Annotated in this window: 14 protein-coding genes; 13 read left to right on the plus strand and 1 reads right to left on the minus strand. The window is 73.6% G+C overall.

Annotated elements, in window-relative coordinates:
• Window positions 1–95 precede the first annotated feature (95 nt).
• Window positions 96–1,598: an MFS transporter gene (locus ACJ6WD_RS08450; protein ID WP_376437108.1), complete on the plus strand. Its 1,503-nt coding sequence runs from the start codon at window positions 96–98 to the stop codon at window positions 1,596–1,598.
• A gap of 68 nt (window positions 1,599–1,666) precedes the next feature.
• On the opposite strand, the gene ACJ6WD_RS08455 is transcribed toward ACJ6WD_RS08450, so the two are convergent.
• The gene (locus tag ACJ6WD_RS08455) at window positions 1,667–2,590 is read right to left on the minus strand and encodes a phospholipase D-like domain-containing protein (protein ID WP_233655608.1); all 924 of its coding nucleotides are present in this window, start codon (window positions 2,588–2,590) and stop codon (window positions 1,667–1,669) included.
• A 471-nt stretch (window positions 2,591–3,061) separates the two neighbouring features.
• On the opposite strand from ACJ6WD_RS08455, the gene ACJ6WD_RS08460 reads away from it, so the two are divergent.
• The 12 genes from ACJ6WD_RS08460 to ACJ6WD_RS08515 all read left to right on the plus strand — a co-directional run bounded on the left by ACJ6WD_RS08460 (window position 3,062) and on the right by ACJ6WD_RS08515 (window position 20,724).
• Entirely contained in the window at window positions 3,062–3,382 is a 321-nt protein-coding gene (locus ACJ6WD_RS08460) for a hypothetical protein (protein WP_331248754.1), read from the plus strand.
• A gap of 226 nt (window positions 3,383–3,608) precedes the next feature.
• A complete protein-coding gene (locus tag ACJ6WD_RS08465) occupies window positions 3,609–3,962 on the plus strand; it encodes a hypothetical protein (RefSeq protein WP_233655607.1) in 354 nt (117 codons plus the stop codon).
• A gap of 605 nt (window positions 3,963–4,567) precedes the next feature.
• Window positions 4,568–6,046 carry a 3-phosphoshikimate 1-carboxyvinyltransferase gene (locus tag ACJ6WD_RS08470; RefSeq protein ID WP_407615417.1) on the plus strand — a complete coding sequence of 493 codons (1,479 nt, stop codon included), beginning with the start codon at window positions 4,568–4,570 and terminating at the stop codon, window positions 6,044–6,046.
• A complete protein-coding gene (locus ACJ6WD_RS08475; RefSeq protein WP_407615418.1) occupies window positions 6,043–7,362 on the plus strand; it encodes an aminotransferase class III-fold pyridoxal phosphate-dependent enzyme in 1,320 nt (439 codons plus the stop codon). Before ACJ6WD_RS08470 ends, ACJ6WD_RS08475 begins: the two co-directional genes overlap by 4 nt.
• A complete protein-coding gene (locus ACJ6WD_RS08480) occupies window positions 7,359–8,576 on the plus strand; it encodes a Coenzyme F420 hydrogenase/dehydrogenase, beta subunit C-terminal domain (RefSeq protein ID WP_407615419.1) in 1,218 nt (405 codons plus the stop codon). Before ACJ6WD_RS08475 ends, ACJ6WD_RS08480 begins: the two co-directional genes overlap by 4 nt.
• Window positions 8,577–8,668: 92 nt before the next feature.
• A complete protein-coding gene (locus ACJ6WD_RS08485; protein ID WP_331248743.1) occupies window positions 8,669–9,688 on the plus strand; it encodes a 3-hydroxyacyl-CoA dehydrogenase NAD-binding domain-containing protein in 1,020 nt (339 codons plus the stop codon).
• Window positions 9,685–11,661, plus strand: a complete 1,977-nt coding sequence (locus ACJ6WD_RS08490; protein ID WP_233655602.1) for a non-ribosomal peptide synthetase — start codon at window positions 9,685–9,687, stop codon at window positions 11,659–11,661. The genes ACJ6WD_RS08485 and ACJ6WD_RS08490 overlap by 4 nt, the downstream gene beginning before the upstream one ends.
• Window positions 11,654–16,420 (plus strand): SDR family oxidoreductase, encoded by a 4,767-nt coding sequence (locus ACJ6WD_RS08495; protein WP_407615420.1) that lies wholly within the window; start codon window positions 11,654–11,656, stop codon window positions 16,418–16,420. The genes ACJ6WD_RS08490 and ACJ6WD_RS08495 overlap by 8 nt, the downstream gene beginning before the upstream one ends.
• A gap of 2 nt (window positions 16,421–16,422) precedes the next feature.
• Window positions 16,423–17,454: a MupA/Atu3671 family FMN-dependent luciferase-like monooxygenase gene (locus ACJ6WD_RS08500; protein WP_233655600.1), complete on the plus strand. Its 1,032-nt coding sequence runs from the start codon at window positions 16,423–16,425 to the stop codon at window positions 17,452–17,454.
• Window positions 17,451–18,815, plus strand: a complete 1,365-nt coding sequence (locus ACJ6WD_RS08505) for a condensation domain-containing protein (protein ID WP_407615421.1) — start codon at window positions 17,451–17,453, stop codon at window positions 18,813–18,815. The genes ACJ6WD_RS08500 and ACJ6WD_RS08505 overlap by 4 nt, the downstream gene beginning before the upstream one ends.
• Window positions 18,812–19,792: an acyl carrier protein gene (locus ACJ6WD_RS08510; RefSeq protein WP_331248746.1), complete on the plus strand. Its 981-nt coding sequence runs from the start codon at window positions 18,812–18,814 to the stop codon at window positions 19,790–19,792. Before ACJ6WD_RS08505 ends, ACJ6WD_RS08510 begins: the two co-directional genes overlap by 4 nt.
• Before the next feature lie 71 nt (window positions 19,793–19,863).
• Window positions 19,864–20,724 (plus strand): acyl carrier protein, encoded by an 861-nt coding sequence (locus tag ACJ6WD_RS08515; protein ID WP_233655597.1) that lies wholly within the window; start codon window positions 19,864–19,866, stop codon window positions 20,722–20,724.
• Window positions 20,725–20,728: the final 4 nt, after the last annotated feature.

Raw genomic sequence — 20,728 nt, forward strand, 5'->3', positions numbered from 1 at the left:
CCCGTCCGCGGCGATGTCCGTCCGCAGCGATGTCAAGAAGCTGCCGGCCGCTCCGACGGACCGGCGGAACCACGAGAGAACAGGGAGTTTCGAACATGCGAGTCAACCGGGCGTGGCTGGGACTGGTCGTCCTCATGCTGCCGACACTGCTCGTTTCCATGGACATGACGGCATTGCTCCTCGCGCTCCCACAGCTGAGCGCCGACCTGGGCGCCACCAACATCCAGCAGCTGTGGATCAGCGACAGCTACGGACTCATGGTGGGCTCCCTGGTCATCACGATGGGGACGCTCGGCGACCGGATCGGCCGCCGCCGGTTGCTCCTGAGCGGCGGAGCGGCGTTCGCGGTGCTGTCGGTCGTGGCCGCCTGTGCGACCAGCCCGCTGATGCTGATCGTGGCACGGGCCCTGCTGGGCGTCGCCGGCGCGACCCTGACGCCGTCCACCCTCGCCCTGCTCACGAACATGTTCCGGGACGGACGGCAGCGCGGGCGGGCCATCGCGATCTGGGCGACCTGCCAGTTCACCGGCGGTGCGCTCGGGCCGGTGCTCGCCGGATTCCTGCTCCAGCACTTCTGGTGGGGATCGGTGTTCCTGGCCGCCGTGCCGGCGATGGCCCTGCTGCTGCTCGCCGGGCCGGTCCTGCTGCCGGAGTTCCGCGACGACCGGGCCGGCCGGCTGGACCTGCCCAGCGTCGGGCTGTCGCTCGTGGCCGCGCTGCTGGTGGTCTACGGCGCCAAGCAGCTCACCGTCGAGACCCGGCCGGTCGTGCCGGCGCTCGTCCTCCTCGTCGGCGCGGCCGCCGGAGCGCTGTTCGTGCGCCGTCAACTACGGCTCCCCACCCCGCTGTTGGACGTGCGGCTGTTCCGCAACCGTCCGGTGGCGGCCGTCCTCGTCGCGCTGGTCCTCGCCGGCGTCGCCATGGCCGGGACGGGCCTGCTGGTGACCCAGTACCTGCAGAGCGTGCTGGGTTTCTCGCCGATGGCGTCGGCGTTGCTGTTCGCGCCCATGGGCCTGGGGGTGGCGGTCGGCACCACGCTGGCACCCGCACTGGCCCGGCGGATGCCGCAGACGACCGCGATCGCCGGCGGGTTGGCGGTGTCGGCGCTCGGCGGCCTGCTGCTGGTCGGCGTCGACGGGGCGCGCGCCCTGCCGGTGGTGATGACCGCCATCGCCGTCCTGGCGTCGGGCACCGGTCCGCTCTTCGCGCTGGGCACCGGGCGGATCGTCGGCTCCGTACCGCCGGAGCGCGCCGGTTCGGCGGCGTCGCTGTCGGAGACCGGGAACTACTTCGGCGGATCGCTCGGCTTCGTGCTGCTCGGACTGGTGGCCGCGGGCGTCTACCGCAGCCGGACGCACGGGAGCTCCGACTCGCTGGCCGGCGCGGTCGCCGCCAGCCGGCACCTGCCCGCAGGCCAAGGCGCGGACCTGCTGCACACCGCACGGGCGGCGTTCACGGCCGGCCTGCACGTCACCGGCGTCATCGCCGCGGTCCTCTTCGCCGGGCTGGCCGTGCTCATCGTGGCCACGCGCCCGACGTCCTCGCCGGCCACGGTCGCGCCGGTCGACGTCCCCGAGCACGAGGCCAACCACGCGTAGGGCCGTCGGGGGCCGGCCCGCGTGCCGGCCTGGTCGAAGCCCGGCCGGCAAGCGGGAAACCGCGCGGCTCAGGCCCTGCCGGAACTCTTGTGGAAGTCCGCGTCGAATGCCTTCTCGATTCCGCTGACCACCGCGGAGTCGCTGACGATGAGGCCGAGTTCGCGATTGTTGTTGAGCGAATTGTTGGAGAAGTTCTCCGACCCGGCGAACACCTTCGCGGCGGCCGTCCCGTAGTCGGTGACGATCGCCTTGGCGTGGATGTAGTAACCCGTGGAACTCGTGTAGGTGGTCACCTTGCCGCCCGCGGCGGTGACCTTCTTCAGCTGCTTGCTGTACTTCGAGGACTGGTTCTCGGCGACGACGCGCACGGCGACGCCGCGCTTCGCGTCCGCCACGACGGCATTCACCAGGGCGGCGTCGCCGAATTCCTCCTGCTGGACGTCGAGGGTGTGCTTCGCGCCCTTGATCAGGGCCAGGAGGTGGCTTTGCGAGTCGGTCGGCGACCAGACCAGGTCGGTGCCGTCGGACGGAGTGACGGAGGACTTCCGGAAGTCGGCGTCGAAGACCTTCTCGATCGCCGCGACATCGGCCTTGTCGGCGTCGAAGACCCCGTAGTCACGCGAGGTCGCGTAGTACTTCGTGTCGAAGTTTCCGGTACTGACGTACGCCCTGGTGCCGTCGACGGTGATCGTCTTCTGGTGCGTGTACACGTACGCCGAGGACGAATACGTCACCCCGGCGCCGGCCGCGGACAGCGCCTTGTAGGCGGCGCCGTCGATGGACTTGTGCTGGGAGTCGAAGACCACCCTGACCTTCACGCCGGCCTTTTCCTTCTTGACCAGGGCGTTGACGAGGGTGGTGTCACGCAGTTCGTAGATCGTCACGTCGACCGACTTCTTGGCCGAGTTGACGAAGTCGTAGATCGGGCCCTCCTTCTGGTCCGGCAGGATCACCAGGGAGAAGGGGCTGGCCGCATGAGCGGTGGCGGGCACGAAGGCACCTACCGCGGCCAAAGCGCCTGCGGTCAGGGCGGGCACGAGACGGCGAGTGGGGCGCACCGGGACTCTCCTGACGTGGTGGGGGAAACGCGCAACGCGCGTAGTGCACCCCAGTAAGGCACAGCCCCGAAGCCCACTGAAGCCCAGTTGAGTGAATAGCAGGGCAGCTTTGTGCAAAGCCGCGCCATACCTGATGCCAAGTCAAATGAGGTGAAAATTCTGGTGGTTATCTCCCCTCAATTCGGCGAGGGTGAGAGAGCGGGGGTGTTCGGTCGCAACCGGATTGCGCACCCTTTGCCGGGCCGCCGTGGTCGGCCGGTGGGCGTGCGGCGTGCCGGGGCGGCGCCGCGACAGCTGACGTGCGTTCGGCGCCGCACGAAAATTGCGTTGTCGGCTCGCGGGCGCGGCCGTAGCGTCACCGGCATGTCCCTCCGTTCTCGTCTGCGTCAAGCCCTCCCCGAAGCGATGCGCGCCCGCGACAAGGTCGCCCTCAGCGCGCTCCGCGCCACGCTCTCCGCGCTGGACAACGCCGAGGCCGTACCCGTGGCGGAAGCCGAGCTGCGCGGAGTGGCCCTCGAAGCGGCACCGGTCGGCGCCGGCGCCACCGAGGCGCTGCGGCGCGAGCTGAGTGACCGCGAGGTGCTGGACATCGTGCGGGCGGAAGCCGGCGAACGCCTCGACGTGGCAGCGCAGTTGACCGGCCCCGCGCAGGCCGACCGGGCCGCGCGGCTGCGCGCGGAGGCCGCGGTGCTGCTCCGCATGGTCGACGGTCCCGACGCCGTTTAGGTACCGCGTCCCGCGCCGAGGAGATCGCCGCCGGACGCGGTGTGCTCGTGCCGGGCCCGGCGGTTATGTGAAATTCGGGTCAGTCGGTAAATGGGTCATGCCAGTTCGTGACCATCATGGGATGCGGCGCGTCATTCGATGAGTGTGCAGCATTTTGCATTAATCTCCCTTCACCGTATGAAGTCGATCAATCGCTGATCGTATCCGCGCGAATTTCGGAGATGACATGCGCAAGCTTCGCAAGGCTTCCGTGGTGGTGGCCCTTATCGGCAGCATCAGCCTCCTCGGTGCCGGCACCGCCCAGGCCAATGCGGGCCCCGACCACGGCGGCCCCCAGGTGAGCCAGAAGACCACCTTCCAGCAGCAGTCGAGCGGCCGGCACCACGGCAAGCGCGGTGGCCGAAAGGTCATCATTCGGCAGAGCACCCGCTGCCGGACGTTCGAGAACAACATCGATGTCCTCGGCGGGTTCGGATTCCTCCACCACTGGGGCCACGAGCACCGGGGCTGGGACCGTCGGGGCGTGCGGGTCAACAGGATCGGATCGACCGTGGGGTGCAACAACGTCATCCGCCTCTGACGGATCGGCATTGCGGTGGCGCGGGCGGCGCACGGGTAATTCCCTGGCCGCTCGGTGACCACGCACTCACGGTGGCCGCCGGGGCACCGTCCACTTCCCGGACGGTGCCCCGGCGGCATTTTCGTGCGCCCGTCGCGGCCCACCGGATCCAAGGGGAAGCGCGCGTCCGGCGTCGGCGGCGGGGTGCCCGTCGGCGCGTATCGGGCGGCGCGGCTGTCCGCTCGGGCCACCTTGGAATCCTTCGAGATTTTGGGTGATTACGAGTTCATGCCCAGGGGAAGTGGCGCATTTCCCGGTGTTTATGACGAACCAGCAGGTCGGCGGGGAGTGATCCACGATTCGTTGACATTCGCTCGGCGGGGATGGTTGAGTCGAATGCGCCGGGGAGACCACCCCGGGTTGCCGAACAGTGCGGACGCCGGTGTCGTCACACGATTCCACTGTGTCCACGCGTGTCCAGACCCCCTTCCGGAAGGGGGTTTCTCCTCTCCTCATTCGGCGACCGCTTCGGAGTGCTGGGTGCGCAAAGCGCAGGTGTGAATCGACGCGGGGCACCGTGCGGTCGACTGCCCGGGGCCGTAAGGGCCCAGGAAAAGGAGCTTGGTGTGCCTGAAACCGGGAAGGGCGTGCGCGAAGCGCCCCAGGAAACCGTCTACGACGGTCCTGGGGAATTCGACAGACCGGCCACCAATGCCGCGCACCTCGTGGTCGACGGCGGGCGTGCGCCACACCACTCCGGTCCATGGACCGTCACGGTGCCGGGCGACAAATCGGTGAGCCACCGGGCGCTACTGGCCGCCCTGCTGCCCGGTGCGCCCGCCCATCTGACCGTGCGCAACGCCAACTTGGGCGGCGCCGTCCGGGCGCTGCTGCCCGCGCTGCACGCGCTGGGACTGCGCGTGGACGACGTGGACGACGACGGCGGTGGCACGCTCGTCGTGCGTCGGGGCGCCGCACCCGTCCCGCAGGAGGTGCGCGACCACCCCCACCGCATCTCCTGGCCCGCGGACATGCCGTATCTGGAGACCGGCGGATCGAGCGCCGCGGCGCGGCTGCTGATCGGGATGCTGGCCGGGACCGGAACCCGGGCGGTGGTGGACGGCGACGACGTGCTGCGCCACCGGCCGATGGAGTGGATCGTCGAGCCGCTGCGCCAACTCGGCGCGGTCATCGACTACTTGGGAGAGCGCGGACGATTACCCGTGGTGGTGCGCGAACCGGTGTGCCGGCCCGGGACGGTCGAGCTGACCGTGGGCAGCGCGCAGGCCCGCTCCGCGGTGCTGCTCGCGGTGGCCGCAGCGGGCCTGGCGGCCGCCGTGCGCCATCCCGTCCGCTCGCGCGACCACACCGAGCGGATGCTCGCCGCCTTCGGCGGGGGGCTGGACGAACACGGGCGGACCCTCACCTGGGACGGCGGACCGTACACCGTCCCGCCCGTCATCGACGTCCCCGCCGACCCCTCCCTCGCGGCGTACCCCGTGGCGGCCCATCTGTTGTGGGGCGACGGCAGCGAGTTGCGCGTGCCGGGTGTCGGTCTCAACCCGACCCGGTTGGGCTTCTTCGAGGTGCTGCGGCGGGCCGGCGCCGGCATCTCCTACGAGGACGAACGCAGCACCAGCGGCGGTGAACCGACCGGCACGGTGGTCGCCAGGGGCGGCCTGGACGGTCTGGAGTCGGTGCGGGTCGACGAGCCCGCCGTGCTGCACGCACTGATCGACGAGGTCCCGCTGCTCGCCGCGGTCGCCGCCCGCCTGCCCGGCACGTCGTGGATCGGGTGCGCCGAGGAACTGCGCTTCAAGGAGACCGACCGGCTGACGACGACCGCCCGCATGGTCGCCGCGTTCGGGGCCCGGGTCGAGGTGGCGGCGGACGGGCTGACCGTGACCGGCGGCGCTCCGCTGCGCGCCGGGACCGTGCCCGGCTTCGAGGACCACCGCATCGCCATGGCCGCCGCGACCCTCGCGACGAGCCTGCCCGGGCACACCACGGTGCACGGCGGCGCCTGCCACCACACGTCGTTTCCCGACTTCGCCGATGTGCAACGGGCCGTCGGCGCACGGATCGTGGAGGACAGCCAGCAATGACCGACTTAGCGTCCGACGCGGCGACCGGCTCACCCCAGAGGGCGGACGGCCGCCCCGGCGCCGTGGAGGCGCGGTCCACCGGCAGCACCCTCGGCCCGGACTTCAGCACCGGCAGCGGCCCCTGGCTGCGCACCGAGGACGGCACCGCCTGGTTCGACGGCACCTCCGGCAGCGGCGCGGCGACCCTCGGCCACCAGCACCCGGACGTCACGGCCGCCGCGATCGCCCAGCTCAACCGCCTGACCCACACCGGCTGCAAGGTCGGCTCCGACGCCCGTACGCGGCTGGTCGAGCGGATCGGGGCGCTGTCCCCGTACCGGGAACCGGCTGTCCTGCCCACCGCGACCGGGGCCGAGGCGGTGGAATCCGCGTTGAAGATCGCCCGGGCCGCCACCGGGCACCAGGCGGTGGTGACGTTCCGGCACGGCTACCACGGCAAGACCGCCGGCGCACTGGCCCTGACCTGGCGTTCGGAGTTCAAGACCTACAGCGCACCGCAACCGGACCACGTCGTCACCGCCGCACTGCCCGATCCGCGCACGGGCGAGCCGGCCGACGGCCCGGCCCGCTTCGCCGCCGACCTCGCCGCCGCACTGGACGCCGCCGACGCGCACGGGGGCACCGCGGCGGTGGTGCTGGAGCCCGTCCAGGTGACCGAGGGCGTACTCCCGGTGGCCGTCGGGATCCTCGACGAGATCGCCCGCCAGGCGCACGCCCGGGGCGCGTTGCTCGTGCTGGACGAGATCTACACGGGCCTGGGGCGGGCCGGGCGGTTGTTCACCGCCGAGCTGATGACCGAGCGTCCGGACCTGACGCTGCTCGGCAAGACCCTCGGCAACGGCTTCCCGATCGCCGCGGTGGTGGGGGAGCGGGCGGTGCTGGACGCGCTGCCGCCGAGCGTGCAGACCTCCACCTTCTCCGGCCACCCGCTCTCCTGCGCCGCGGCCGCGGCCGTGGTGGACGTCGTCGTGCGACAGGACGTGGCGGGCCGGGCGCAGGCGCTCGGGGAACGGCTGCGGGCCGACCTCGCGGCGCTGGCCGCCGACGATCCGTGGATGAGCGCCGTCCGGGCCGTGGGGGCGCTGGCCGCCTTCGACTGCGTGCGCGACGGGCGGTTCGACCCGGCACTGGCCAAGGCCGTCACCGGTGCCGCGCTGCGGGAACGGCTGCTGCTGTTCGGCGGCGGCCCGGAGGGCGCCACGGTCAAGATCGTGCCGCCGGCCCTGTTGGACGAGGCGGAATACCGCTGGCTGACCGAGCGGATCGGCGCGGCCGTGGCGCAGGCCGGGCGGCACGACGGGGGCGGGCGAATATGACGTTCCAACAGCTTGCGCAGGACGTGCTGGAGCCGGGCCTGTGCACCGTGTGCGGGGCCTGTCAACTGGCCTGCCCGGCCGGGGTGATCGGGTTCGACGGGCTGGACCCCGTGCTCACCGCCGATTCCTGGACCGCCACCGACTGTGCGGACTGCTCCGACTGCCTGGACGTCTGCCCGGGCGCCGACCCCGGGACCGCGGAGAGCGAGGAGCGACTGTTCGGCCGCACCCGCACCCCGGGCGAACGCTGGGTCGGCGTCTTCTCCGAGGTGGTCGCCGGCCATGCCGTGGACGCCGACGTCTACGAGGCGTCCGCCAGCGGCGGCAGCCTCACGGCCTTGTTGCAGACCGCGATGCACCGGCTGGACGTCTCGGCGGTGCTCTCGATGGGACGGGACGAGAAGGAACCCTGGCGGGCCGCACCGGCCGTCCTGCGCGATCCGGCCGAGCTGGTGGAAACCGCCCAGTCCACCTATCAACTCGCCCCGTATCTCGGGGCGTTGCGTCCGCTCATGCTGGAGGAGCCCGAGACCCGGATCGCCATGTCCGGGGTGGCCTGCCACATCCAGGCGATGCGCAAGCTCCAGGCGATGGACACCGAGGCGGGGCGGTGGGCGCGTGCGCGGGTGGTGCTACTGGTCGAACCCGCCTGTTCCTCCAGCACCCGTCCCGAAGGCACCGCCGACGTGATCCGCGAACGGGCGGGCGTCCCGCTGGACTCCGTGGTCCGGCTGCGTTACCGCGAGGGCGCGTACCCCGGCGACATCGCCGTCCGCACCGACGACGGCGCCGACCACCGGGTGGAGTTCTGGCGCGCGGTGCGGGACTTCGCGGGGAACAAGACGCACCGCTGCCTGTCCTGCGGCGACTGGATGTCCGGGCTGGCCGACGTCAGCGTCAGCGACGGCGACCCGAACATCTTCGCCGCGAGCGTGACCGGCGCCGAACAGCCCAAGCACGGACGGGTGTTCATCCGCACGGCGGCCGGCGCCGAGGCGGTCGCCGAAGCGCGGGAACACGGGCTGCTCAGCCACACGCCGGTGGACCTGGCCGGGCTCAACCTCGGCCTGGAGCGCAAGCGCAACCGGCGGGCGACCTACGAACGGTCCGGCAAGCCGGTTCCGCTGGGGCCGATACCGGGGTATCAGGAGGAGCTGGAGATCGTGCCGGACGAGAAGTGGATCGCGGCTCCGGAAGGGGAGGGGGACAGGTGACGGCGGTGCGGGGAACCCCGGCGGGCAGCGCGGCATCGAAGCCGCAGGTCGCCCCAGGACCGGGGGAACGTTCCTTATCCGTAAGGCAGTTGGTGGCGGACGGGGCCGCCCAGCCCATCATGGAACGGGTGCGGCGGGAGCCGCCGGGCCGCGGGGAACTGCGCGTGCGCGCCGAGTGGAGCCTGGTCAGTCCGGGCACCGAACTGCACTACCTGGACCGCAGCGCGCGGACCGGCGAACGGTTCCCGCTCGGCTACTGCTCGGCCGGTGTGGTCGACGCGGTCGGCCCGCAGGCACCCGGCTTCGCCCCCGGGGACCGGGTCATCGCGATGGGCTGGGGCGAGGCCGTGCACAGCGAGGCGGTCACCGTCCCCTACCGGCTGTGCCGGCGCGTCCCGCACGACCTGGACCTGGCTGACGCCGTCGTGGCGGGCCTGGCGGCCACCGCCGTGCACGCGGTGGACCGCGCGGTGCTGGCACCGGACGACGAGGTGGTCGTGGTCGGCGCGGGCATGGTCGGGCAGTTGGTCGCCCAGACCGCGGCGGCCCGCGACGTACCGGTCACCCTGATCGACCTCCGGCCCGAGCGGCTGCGCACCGCGGCGGCACTCGGCCTGGCCGCCGCCGACGGTGACCACTTCCGCGCGGCGGAGCCGCACCCCGCGCCCACCACGGGCGGCCGGTGCGTGTTCCTCTGCGGGACCGGCGACGCGGGCGCGGTGATCGCCGCGGCGGCCCGCTGGGCGGACCGGGCGCCGGGCCGGCCGAGACTGGTCGGCGTGGGCCGCTTCGCCGCCCACATCGACTTCAGCGTGGAACTCGGCAACCTCGACATCCGCTACGCCGCCCGCTGCGGCGCCGGCTACCGGGACGCCGCGTACGCCCGCGGGCTGCGCGACGTGACCGCCCCGCCCGGCGAGGGCACGGTCACCGAGAACCTCCAACGGGCCCTGGACCTGATCGACATCGGAGCCGTCCGCCCCCGTGCGATGAACCTGCCGCGACTGCCGCTGGAGCGCGCGGCGGAGGCGTACGCGGGACTGCGTGAGCGGCCCGCGCACCCCGCCGTCCTCCTCCACTACGGCCCGCACGAGGGGAGCGGGACGTCGTGACGCCCGCCGCCCTGGTGCCCGAAGCGGGCACGGGACACCGGCCGTTCCCCGCCGCCGAGCAGGCGGGCACCCTCGTCCACCGCTTCCTGGAGCAGGTCGCGGCGCACCCCGCGCGCGAGGCCGTGGTCACCCCCGAGGCCCGTTGGACCTACCGCGAGACCGCCTGGCGCGCCGCCCGGGTCGCCACCGCGCTGACCATGGCGGGCCTGCGGCCCGGTGACCGGATCGGCCTGCTCTTCTCGCACGGTGCCGAGATGATCGCGGCCCTGCTCGGCGTGCTGAGGGCCGGCATGTCCTACGTACCGCTGGACGCCTCCTACCCCGAGGACCGGCTCCGTTTCATGGCCGACGACGCCGACGTGCGGGCGCTGGTCGCCCTGGCGGACAACGCGCCGCTCGCCGGTCGACTGGCCGGCCAGCGGCCGGTGCTGGCGTACGAGGACCTGGTCCCGACGGACGCGGATGCCCGGGCGCGGGCGGACGGAGCCGGCGCGGCCCCCGCGCACGGGGCAGCGGAGGTCCCGGTACGGCCGGACGGCGAGGCGTACGTCCTCTACACCTCCGGTTCCACCGGGCGGCCCAAGCCCGTCGCGCAGCTCCACCGCAACGTCCTGCACCACACCCGGGTCTGGACCGACGGCCTGGGCATCGGCCCGCTGGACCGGGTCACCCTCCAGTCCGCCTACAGCTGGGACTCCGCGGTCCAGGACACCTTCGCCGCCCTGCTCAACGGGGCCGCGCTGTACCCGGTCGACCTGAAGTCCCTCGGCATCACCGGGCTGCTGGACTGGATGGCCGCCGAACGCGTCACGGTCTACCACTCCACGCTCCCCGTCTTCCGCGCCCTGGTGCGGGCCATGGAGTCGCGCGCCACCGAACTCCCCGCCATGCGGATGCTCGCCCTCGGCGGCGACACCCTGCACCTCGCCGACCTCGACGCCGCCCGACGGTCCTTCGGGGCGCACTGCCGGGTCGCCGGGGCCTACGGCTCCACCGAGTGCTCCTGCGCCCTGCTGCGCGTCGCCGACCGGAACTACCGCCCGCCCACCGGGGTGTTCCCGCTCGGGCACCCGGTCCCGGAGACGGAGGTGCGCCTGGAGGACGCCGAGGGGCGCACGGTGCCGGGACCGGGCGAGGGCGAGATCGTCGTCGCGAGCCGGTACCTCGCGCCGGGCGCCGTCACGGACGGCCGGACCTACCGCACCGGCGACCTCGCCCGGCGGCTCGACGACGGCACGCTGCTGCTGATCGGGCGGCGCGACTTCCAGGTGAAGATCTCCGGGATCCGGGTGGAGACCGGGGAGGTGGAGAGCGCGCTGAAGGACCTCCCGCAGGTGCGCGAGGCGGTCGTGATGCCGTTCGACGACCGGCTGGGCGAACGGCAGCTCGCCGCCTACCTGGTGACCACCGACGCCACCCGCCCCGAGCCGTCCGCACTGCGCGCCGCACTGCGGGGCGTGCTGCCCGCCCACGCCGTCCCCACCGCGTACGTCTTCCTGACGGCCCTGCCGCTGACGCCCAATCACAAGATCGACCGCGCTGCGCTGCCGCATCCGCACCGTGCGACGGACCCGGGCCGGTCAGCTCACCCGGGCGACGGTCCCGCACCGGCGGGCGCCGGTCCGCTGACCCGGGCGGTGGCCGCGGCCTGGTGCGAGGCACTGGACGTCGGCACCGTCGGCCCGGACGACAACTTCTTCGACCTGGGCGGCACCTCGCTGCGGATGGCCACCGTGCACGAACGCCTCACCCGCACCGTCGCACCCGACCTGCGGATGACCGACCTCTACCGGGCGCCCACCCTCCGCAGCCTGGTCGCGCTCCTCGGCGGCGCCGAGCGGTCGGACTCCCGGGCGGGCGCCGCCCGCGGGGCCCGCCGCCGCGCCGCCCACGGCGGCCGTCGCGCCGCCGCCCGTACCCGCACGGCCCCACCGACCCCGAACGACCGGCAAACAGGAGGCACTTGTGACTGACCGTCCCCGCGGTGCGACGGCCGCCACGGCGACCCCCGCCGACACCGCGCCCGACGGCCGGATCGCCATCGTCGGCCTGGACTGCCGGCTGCCCGGAGCGCGGAACCACGACGAGTTCTGGCGCAACCTGGTGGCGGGCACCGACCACCTCACCGACGTCGACGAGGAGCGGCTGCGCGCCTCCGGAGTGGCTCCGGAGACGTTCACCAACCCCCGTTACGTCCCGCGCGCGTCGGTCCTGGACGACGTCGACCTCTTCGACGCCTCGTTCTTCTACCTCAGCGCCCGCGAGGCCGAACGGATGGACCCGCAACTGCGGCTCTTCCTCCAGTCCGCCTGGTCCGCGCTGGAGCACAGCGGCCACGACTCCGAGCAGTACCCCGGCCGCGTCGGCGTCTTCGCCGGCGCGCTGACCAGCACCTACCTGCTGCACAACGTGCTGACCGGCGAACGCGGCTTCAACGGCTCGCTGCCGAAGATGCGCGAGGACCTCGCCACCCTCATGGGCAACGACCCCAACTACCTCGCCACCAGGGCCTCGTACCACCTCAACCTCACCGGGCCGAGCATCTCGGTGCAGACCGCCTGCTCCACCTCGCTGGTCGCCGTCCACCTGGCCGTGCAGAGCCTGCTGGCGCAGGAGTGCGACGCGGCGCTGGCCGGCGGGGTGGCGCTGCGCTTCCCGCAGGACGCCGGCTACCTCCACGAGACCGACGGGATCACCTCGGCGACCGGCAGCGTCCGCCCCTTCGACGCGGCGGCCGACGGCACGCTGTTCGGCAACGGCCTCGGCGTCGTCGTCCTCAAGCGCCTGGAGGACGCGCTCGCCGAGGGCGACACCGTCTGGGCGGTGCTGCGCGGCTCCGCGGTCGGCAACGACGGCGCCGACCGGGTCGGCTACCCCGCACCGGGCGTCGCCGGGCAGGCCGCCGTCCTGGCCGAGGCGCTCGCGGTGGCCGACGTGGACCCCGCGACCGTCAGCTACCTGGAGGCCCACGGCACCGGCACGACGATGGGCGACCCCATCGAACTGGCCGCCGCGGCACAGTCCTACGACGTGGCCGACGCGCCACCGCTGACCATCGGATCGGTCAAGGCCAACCTCGGCCACCTCAGCACCGCGGCCGGCGTCACCGCGCTGATCAAGTGCGTCCTGATGCTGCACCACCGCACACTGGTCCCCACCCCGCACTTCGCCGAGTGGAACCCGCAGTGCGCCGTGGCGGGCACCCGCTTCCGCGTCGGCACGCGCACCGAGCCGTGGCGGTCCGCGGACGGCGGACCGCTGCGCTGCGCACTCACCTCCACCGGCATGGGCGGCACCACCGCGCACGTCGTCCTGGAGGAGGCCCCCGCGGCGGACCCCGCCGCCCGGGACGCCCAGCCCGCACCGCCGGTGGTGCTGCTGCCGGTCTCCGCCAAGTCCCCGGCCGCGCTGGAGACCGCACGCCAGGCGTTGGCCGACCACCTGGAAGCGCTCGCCCCGGAGCCCGGTCCCGCGGACGACGACGCCGCGCCGGACGACACCGCCCTCGACGACACCGCGCACACCCTCGCCACCGGCCGCCGCACCTTCAACTACCGCGCCGTGGTCACCGCCCCCGACCGGGCGACCGCCGTTCGCGCCCTGCGCACCGCCGATCCGCGCCACACCCACCAGGATTCCGGCCAGCCCGCCGACCGCCCGGTGGTCCTGCTCTTCCCGGGCCAGGGCGCCCAACACCCCGGCATGGGCGAGGGCTGGTACGCGCACCTGCCGGTCTTCCGCGCCGAACTGGACGCCTGCGCCGAACTCCTCGCCCCGCACCTCGGCCTGGACCTGCGGGACGCCCTCTACCCCCGCCTGCGCGGCTACCGCGGCGCACCGCACGACCTGGGCCGCACCCGCCTGACCCAGCCCGCCCTGTTCGCGGTCGAGTACGCGCTCGCCCGGCAGTGGTCGGCGTGGGGCGTGCGCCCGAGCGCCCTGATCGGCCACAGCGTCGGCGAGTACGTGGCCGCCACCCTCGCCGGGGTGTTCCGGCTGCCCGACGCGCTCCGGGTCGTCGCCGAGCGCGGCCGGCTGATGGACGAACTGCCCGGCGGGGTGATGGCCGCGGTGATGCTCTCGCCCGCGGAACTGACCCCGTACCTCGAAGGCGGCGACATCGCACTCGCCGCGGTCAACGAACCGGCCGTGTGCACCGTCGCCGGCACCAAGGACGCCGTCCGCGAGCTGACCACCCGGCTGACCGCCGACGGCGTCGCCCACCGCAAGGTCGTCACCTCGCACGCCTTCCACTCGGCGATGATGGACCCCGCGGTCGGCCCGTTCACCGAGGTGCTGCGAGGCGTCGAACTCCACCGCCCGCAGATCCCGTTCCTCTCCAACCGCACCGGGACCTGGATCCGCGACGAGGAGGCACAGGACCCCGAGTACTGGGGCGGGCACCTGCGTGCGACGGTGCAGTTCGCCGACTGCCTCGGCACGGTCCTGGCCGCCGCCGACGAGCACGTCTTCGTCGAGGTCGGTCCCGGCCAGACGCTGGCCACCTTCACCCGCCGGCACCCGGACCGCGAGACCGGCGTGCCGGTCCTCACCTCCGCCGCCCGCGGCCGGGACGCGGGCGCCGACCTGACGGCCGTGACCGCCGCGCTCGGCCGGCTGTGGGCCGCCGGCCTCACCGTGGACTGGCAGGGCTACTACGCAGACCGCGGCCGGGCCCGGGTTCCGCTGCCCACCTACCCGTTCGAGGGGACCCGCTACTGGGTCGAGCCCGGCAGCGGCCCGCTCACCGGAACCGGCGGCACTCCCGGGGCGGTGCGCAAACTGCCGCTCGACCAGTGGTTCTCCACCCCCGTGTGGCGGCAGGCCGTCGGCACCCTCGACGCGACCCCCGAACCGATCGCCGACCCGGTCCTGCTGTTCGCCGACGCCGGCGGCACCGCCGCGCGGCTGACCCGGCACGCCTTCGCCGGCGAGGTACTCACCGTCACCGCAGGCACCGACTACGCCCGCGACGGCGACACCTGGACGATCCGGCCGGACTCCGAGGAGGACCACGCCCGGCTCGTCGGCGACCTCCTCGCCGAAGAACGGCTCCCGGACCGCATCGTGCACGCCTGGTCCACCGCCCCGCTGCCCGCGGAACGCGGCAAAGAGCGCTTCGAACAGGCCCAACGGCAGGGTGTCTACAGCCTGATAGCCCTGGTCAAGGCGGTCAGCGCGCACGGCGTCACGCACCCCCTGCAACTCGACCTGATCAGCGCCGGCGCCTACGCCCTCAGCCCGGCCGAGCCCGAACCGGCCGCCGAACTGGCCCCGCTCGCCGTCGCCGCCCGGGTCATCGGCCAGGAACACGGCAACATCGGCTCCCGCCACTTCGACCTCCCCGGCACCCCCGACGACCGGTCGCTGCGCACCCTCGCCGCCGAACTGGCCGGACGGCGCCGCCCCGAGGTCGCCACCACCCTGCGCGGCGCCACCCGCTGGATCGCCGACCTGGAACCCGTACGCGCCGACTGGACCGCCAAGGCCACCTCCCGGCTGCGCGACGGCGGCGTCTACCTGATCACCGGCGGGCTCGGCGAGATCGGCTCCACCCTCGCCCACTGGCTGCGCCGCGAGTGCCCCGGCGCCCGCCTCGCGCTGCTCACCCGCGATCCGCTGCCGCCGCGCGAGACGTGGGACGCCTGGCTCGCCGAGCACGAGGCGGACGACCCGACGGCCCTGCGCATGTCCCGGCTGCGGGCGCTGGCCGCCGAGGGCCCCGAACCGTTGCTGGTCCACGCCGACGTGGCCGACGAGGACGCGCTGCGCACCGCCGTGGAGCAGGTCACCGGTCACTTCGGCGCGCTGGACGGGGTGGTGCACGCGGCCGGCCTGCCCAGCGAGCAGTGGGACCGGGCGATCACCGCGGCCAGCGTCGAGCAGTGCCAATGGCACTTCGCGCCCAAGGCACACGGCCAGATCGCCCTGGAGAAGGTCCTCGCCGACCACCCGGTCGACTTCTGCCTGCTGCTGTCCTCACTGGCCGGCGTGCTCGGCGGGCTGCGGCTGCTCGGCTACGGCGCCGCCAACCACTTCATGGACGTCGCCGCGGAGCGCGCCAACCGCGGTCTGGACCGCACGGTGTGGATCAGCGCCGCCTGGGACGTCTGGCAGCACCACCAGGACGAGAAGCGGGCGATCTCCGCGATCGGCCGCAGCATGGACGACAAGGCGATCCAGCCCGAGGAGGGACTGGAGGCCGTACGCCGGCTGTTGACGCTGCGCGACGTCTCCCACGTCGCCGTCTCGACCTGGGACGTCGCCCACCGGCTGGACCAGTGGGTGCGCGACGAGCGGATCGCCCGGCCCACCGCCGGCGGCACGGCGGCCGCGGCCGCGGCCGGCGACGGACCGGATGGCGGCGCGGACGATCTGACCGAACAGGTCGCGCGGTTGGTGCGCGGCGCGCTGGGCCGCGAGGACATGCCGCTGGACGGCGACATCTTCGAGTTCGGCGGCGATTCGCTGCTGATCGTGCGGTTGCTGTCGGACGTCCGGGACCAGTTCTCGGCCGAGGTGCCGCTCGCCGACGTGCTCAGCGAGCCGACGCCCAGGGCGCTGGCCCGCTTCGTGCAGGAGCGGATCGACGCCCGCACCCAAGGAGCGGCGGCGGCCGACGACGACGTCGAGGCGTTGGCCGCGGAGCTGGCCGCGCTCGATCCGGACGAGGCCGAACGCCTGCTGGCCGAGGCCCAACAGGCAACCGCCCAGCAGGAACAGGAGCGCTGACCGTGGACTTCAGTCTGATCTTCTTCTCCGGTGACGAGAAGAACAAGTACCGCTTCGTGCTCGACGCGGCCCGCTACGCGGACGAGAACGGCTTCACCGCGATCTGGACCCCGGAGCGGCACTTCCACCGCTTCGGCGGCCTCTACCCCAACCCCTCGGTGCTCGGCGCCGGCCTGGCGATGACCACCCAGCGGTTGCAGATCCGGGCCGGCAGCGTCATCCTCCCGCTGCACAGCCCGATCCGGGTCGCCGAGGAGTGGTCGGTGGTCGACAACCTCTCCCGCGGCCGCGCCGGCATCGCCCTGGCCACCGGCTTCAGCCCGCTGGACTTCGCCATCAAACCGGACGGCTGGCAGGACCGCAGGCAGCGCACCTTCGACGCGGTCACCACCCTGCGCGAACTGTGGGAGGGCGCCCCGGTCTACGTCCAGGACGGCCTGGGCAACCACGTCGAGGTGGAGCTGCACCCGCAGCCCGTACAGCCCGAACTGCCCATCTGGCTGACCTGCACCAAGAGCGCCGAGACCTTCGAGACCGCGGGCCGGCTCGGCTGCAACGTGCTGACCGCGCTCATCGACATGACCAACGAGGAGCTGGAGGAGAAGCTCGCCCTCTACCACGCGACCCTCGAACAGTACGGACACGACCCCGAGGGCACCACGGTCACGCTGATGCTGCACACCTTCATCGGCACCGACCTGGAGGAGGTGCGGGAGACGGTCTGGCCGCCGTTCAGCGACTACCTGCGGTCGTTCTTCACCGTCATCGACTCCCAGAAGAAGAACCTCGCCCCGGGCGCGGGCGTCCGCGACATCTCGGCCGGCGACCAGGACGAACTGATCAAGTTCGCCTTCGACAAGTACTTCGAGAAGGGCGCGCTGCTCGGCACGCCGGACTCCTGCACGAAGGTCGTCGACCGCTTCCAGGGCATGGGCGTGAACGAGATCGCCTGCCTGATCGACTTCGGCGTCGACGAATCCCTCGTCGTGGAGAGCCTCAGCCACCTCAACGAACTCCGGAGGCGCTACGCATGACCGCCGACCTCACGGCCCGCCTCGCCGCCCTCACCCCCGAACAACGGGCCCTGCTCCGCGCCCGACTGCCCGAAGCCCGCCGCGCCGCACAGCAGTTGACGCCCGGTCAACTACGCCTGTGGCGCACCAGGCAGTGGGTGGGCGAACGCCCGGTGGACGTGGTCTGTCAGGCCGTCCACCTCACCGGCGCGCCCGTCGACCTCGACCTGCTCGCCGAGCGGGTGCGCGGCTTCGCGGCCGCCCACGAGGCGCTGCGCACCACCTTCGACGGCACCGCGGCGGACGGCACGGGCGTCCGTCCGGTCGTGCGGGAGGAACTGCCGCCGCGCCTGGTCCGCACCCGCTGTGCGGGGGCCGACGCCGCCCACGCGCTCGCCCGCGAGCTGGCCGCCGAACCGTTCGACCTGGCGCACGGCCCGCTGCTGCGAGTGGCCCTCGCCGAAGGGGCGACGGCCGACGAGGCATGGCTGCTGGTCGTGGTGCCCAACCTCGTCTTCGACGCCTGGTCCTTCGAACTGCTGCTGGACGAACTGGCCCGGCCCGCGGACACCGACCCGCCGCCGGCACCGCCCTTCCGCGACGCCGCCCGCGACCAACGCGGCTGGCTGGCGAGCGCCGCGGGCCGGGCGGCCGCCGCGCACTGGGCGTCCGAGGTCGCCGACGCCCCGCCGCCGCTGCCGGCCGACCGACCGCGCTCCGCGGGCACCGGCCGGGCGGGCGCCCGGGTGGACTTCGCGCTCTCCCGCACGGTCGCCGACGGCATCCTGACGGCGGCCCAGCGCGCGGCGACCACCGCCTACGCCGGCTGGCTCGCCGTCGCCTGGGCCGCGCTCGCCGAGCACGGCGGCCGCGACGACGTGCTGCTCGGCACGTTCACCGCCGGCCGGGACCGGCCCGGCAGCACCGACGTCGTCGGCTACCTGCTCAACGTGCTGCCGGTGCGACTGCGCGACGCCGGGGACGGCTCGCACGCCGCGCGCACCCGGGCCGCCGGCGCGGCCACCAGGGCCCAACTCGCCCACGCCGCCTACCCCGGCGAGCTGATCACCGAGCGGCGCCGGGTGCCGGGCACCCACCCGCTCCTGGACGCCGTCTTCGTCTTCGACAACCTGGGGGAGGCCACCCGCGAGATCCAGGGCGCCCGGGTGACCACCGCCGACCTGGACAAGGGCACCGCGCGCTACGACCTGACGCTCGCCGTCTACCCCGGCCCGGACGGGGCACAGGGCTGGCTGGAGTACGACACCGAGCTGTACGAGGAGGGCACCGCGCGGCGCATCGTCGAGCGGTTCACCGCGCTCGCCGAACAAGCCGCCGAGGAGGCCGCCCGGGCCGAACCGGGCAAGGGGGGACCCGCATGATCACCCCACGGCTCTGTGCCCCGGCGTACGAGCTGGGCGAGTACGCCGAGCCCGTGGCCGACCTCCCCGAGCTCCAGGCGGATCCCGCGATCGCCGCCGAACTGACCGCCCCCGCGGCCGGGTTCGACACCTACCGCTGGTCGGACGCGCCCGTCGTGGAGCTGATGGCCGCCGCCGTCCAACGCACCCTGGGCGAGGCCGGCGTCCCGGGCGACGAGGTCGACCTCGTGCTGCTCGCCACCGACTCGCTGCCGCAGGGCCGCGCGGCGCAGCGCGACGTCGCCGAACTCCTCACCGAGACCGGACTGACCCGGGCCACGGCGAGCACCCTCGGCCTGATGGACTGCGCCACCGCCATGGCCGCCCTCGGCACCGCGGCGTCCCTCGTCCGGGACGGCAGCGCGCGACACGTCCTGGTCGTCTCCGGAGACCTGGCCGACCTCGCGGCAGGAGGCGACCGGGTGGTGGCCGGCGGCGTGGCCATCGCCAGCGACGCGGCCGCCTCGGCACTGGTGTCCGCCACCGCCGCCGGCCTGCCGGTGCTGGGAATGGCCCATCACACCTCGCCCCCGACCGCTTCCGGCGGCGGGGCGCGGAAGGAGCTGACCGCGAAGGTCACCGCCCACCGGGAGCTGTTCGCCCGCCTGGCGGCGCACCACCCGCACCGGCCCGAGGACGTCCGCGCCGTACTGCCCAGCCACTTCGCCCGCATGGTGCTGGAGATCTACCTCTCCGACGTCGGCCACGGCGGCGACAAGCTGGCGCTCGACAACGTCGGACGGATCGCGCACTGCCTGGGGAGCGATCCGCTGATCGACCTCGCCGACCGGCTCGCCGGCACGGACCCGGCCGGTGCGCGGACCGCGCGCGGCACCGACGACGGCCACCTGGTGCTGCTCGGCGCGGGCATCTCGCACCTGGCCGCCGTACTGCTGGGCGCGCGGCCCCTGCCGGACGCCTCGGAGGGAGCGCTCTGAACGGCCACGGCCCGGTCGGCCGCGCCTACCTGAACGGTTGCGCCGCCGCACTGGGCGAGGAGCGCCGCAAGGTGGCCGACCTGCCGGAGTACGCGGCCGAACCGCCGCGCCGCGCCTCCGCGTTCGACGAGTACCGGCTCGCCCGGGGCGGCGTGCTGGACCTGCTGCGCCCGGCCCTGCGCGACGCGTTGGCCGCGGCGCGGACGCCCCCGGCGGCGGTGGACACCGTGCTGTTCGCCACCGAGTCGCTGCCCGGGGGCGACGCGTCCCAGACCGCCGTCGCCGCACTGCTGGACGAGCTGGGGATGCGGAACGCGTACCCGCTGGCGCTCGGGCTCGCCGACTGCTCCACCGCGACGGCGGCCCTCGCCGTCGCCGCGGCGCTGGTGACGTCGGGGGCGGCCCGGACCGTGGCGGTGGCCTCGGGTGACCTGGTGCGCACGGCGGAGCCGGGCAGCCGGGTCCTGCTCGGCGGTGCGGCGGTGGGGAGCGACGGGGCCGCCGCGGCCGTCGTCTCCGGCCGTCGGTACGGGTGGGAGGTCGTCGGCGGCGCCCGCCAGGTCTGCTACGACCTCGTCGGACCGGGACCGGCCGCCGAACGCCTGCAAGCCCAACTGATGACCTATCAGGAGCTGTTCCGGGAGCTCTGGTCGGCCACCGGGCTGACGCCGGGCGACGTCTCCGCGGTCCTGTCGAGCAACCTCGCAGCGGACGTCCTCCAGGCGTTCCTGGGCGAGGCCGGCTTCGCACCCCGCCAGCTCTACCAGGACAACGTGGGCCGGATCGCGCACTGCCTGGGCAGCGATCCGCTGATCAATCTCACCGATCGTACGAAGGCGGGCACCACGAGGTCGGCGTACCCCGTGGTCGCCCTGCTGGGCTCAAGTGCGGCACACCTGGCCGCCGTTCTGCTACGCGCCGTGGAGGAATGAAACA

This window comes from Streptomyces sp. VTCC 41912, assembly GCF_045799175.1.
Lineage (GTDB): Bacteria > Actinomycetota > Actinomycetes > Streptomycetales > Streptomycetaceae > Streptomyces > Streptomyces albulus_C.

Bases quoted from the DNA above. Each gene is read 5' to 3' on its own strand.
- ACJ6WD_RS08450 (WP_376437108.1), top strand. From the start codon at position 96: ATGCGAGTCAACCGGGCGTGGCTGGGACTGGTCGTCCTCATGCTGCCG.
- ACJ6WD_RS08510 (WP_331248746.1), top strand. From the start codon at position 18,812: ATGATCACCCCACGGCTCTGTGCCCCGGCGTACGAGCTGGGCGAGTAC.
- ACJ6WD_RS08505 (WP_407615421.1), top strand. From the start codon at position 17,451: ATGACCGCCGACCTCACGGCCCGCCTCGCCGCCCTCACCCCCGAACAA.
- ACJ6WD_RS08475 (WP_407615418.1), top strand. From the start codon at position 6,043: ATGACCGACTTAGCGTCCGACGCGGCGACCGGCTCACCCCAGAGGGCG.
- ACJ6WD_RS08465 (WP_233655607.1), top strand. From the start codon at position 3,609: ATGCGCAAGCTTCGCAAGGCTTCCGTGGTGGTGGCCCTTATCGGCAGC.
- ACJ6WD_RS08480 (WP_407615419.1), top strand. From the start codon at position 7,359: ATGACGTTCCAACAGCTTGCGCAGGACGTGCTGGAGCCGGGCCTGTGC.
- ACJ6WD_RS08460 (WP_331248754.1), top strand. From the start codon at position 3,062: ATGCGCGCCCGCGACAAGGTCGCCCTCAGCGCGCTCCGCGCCACGCTC.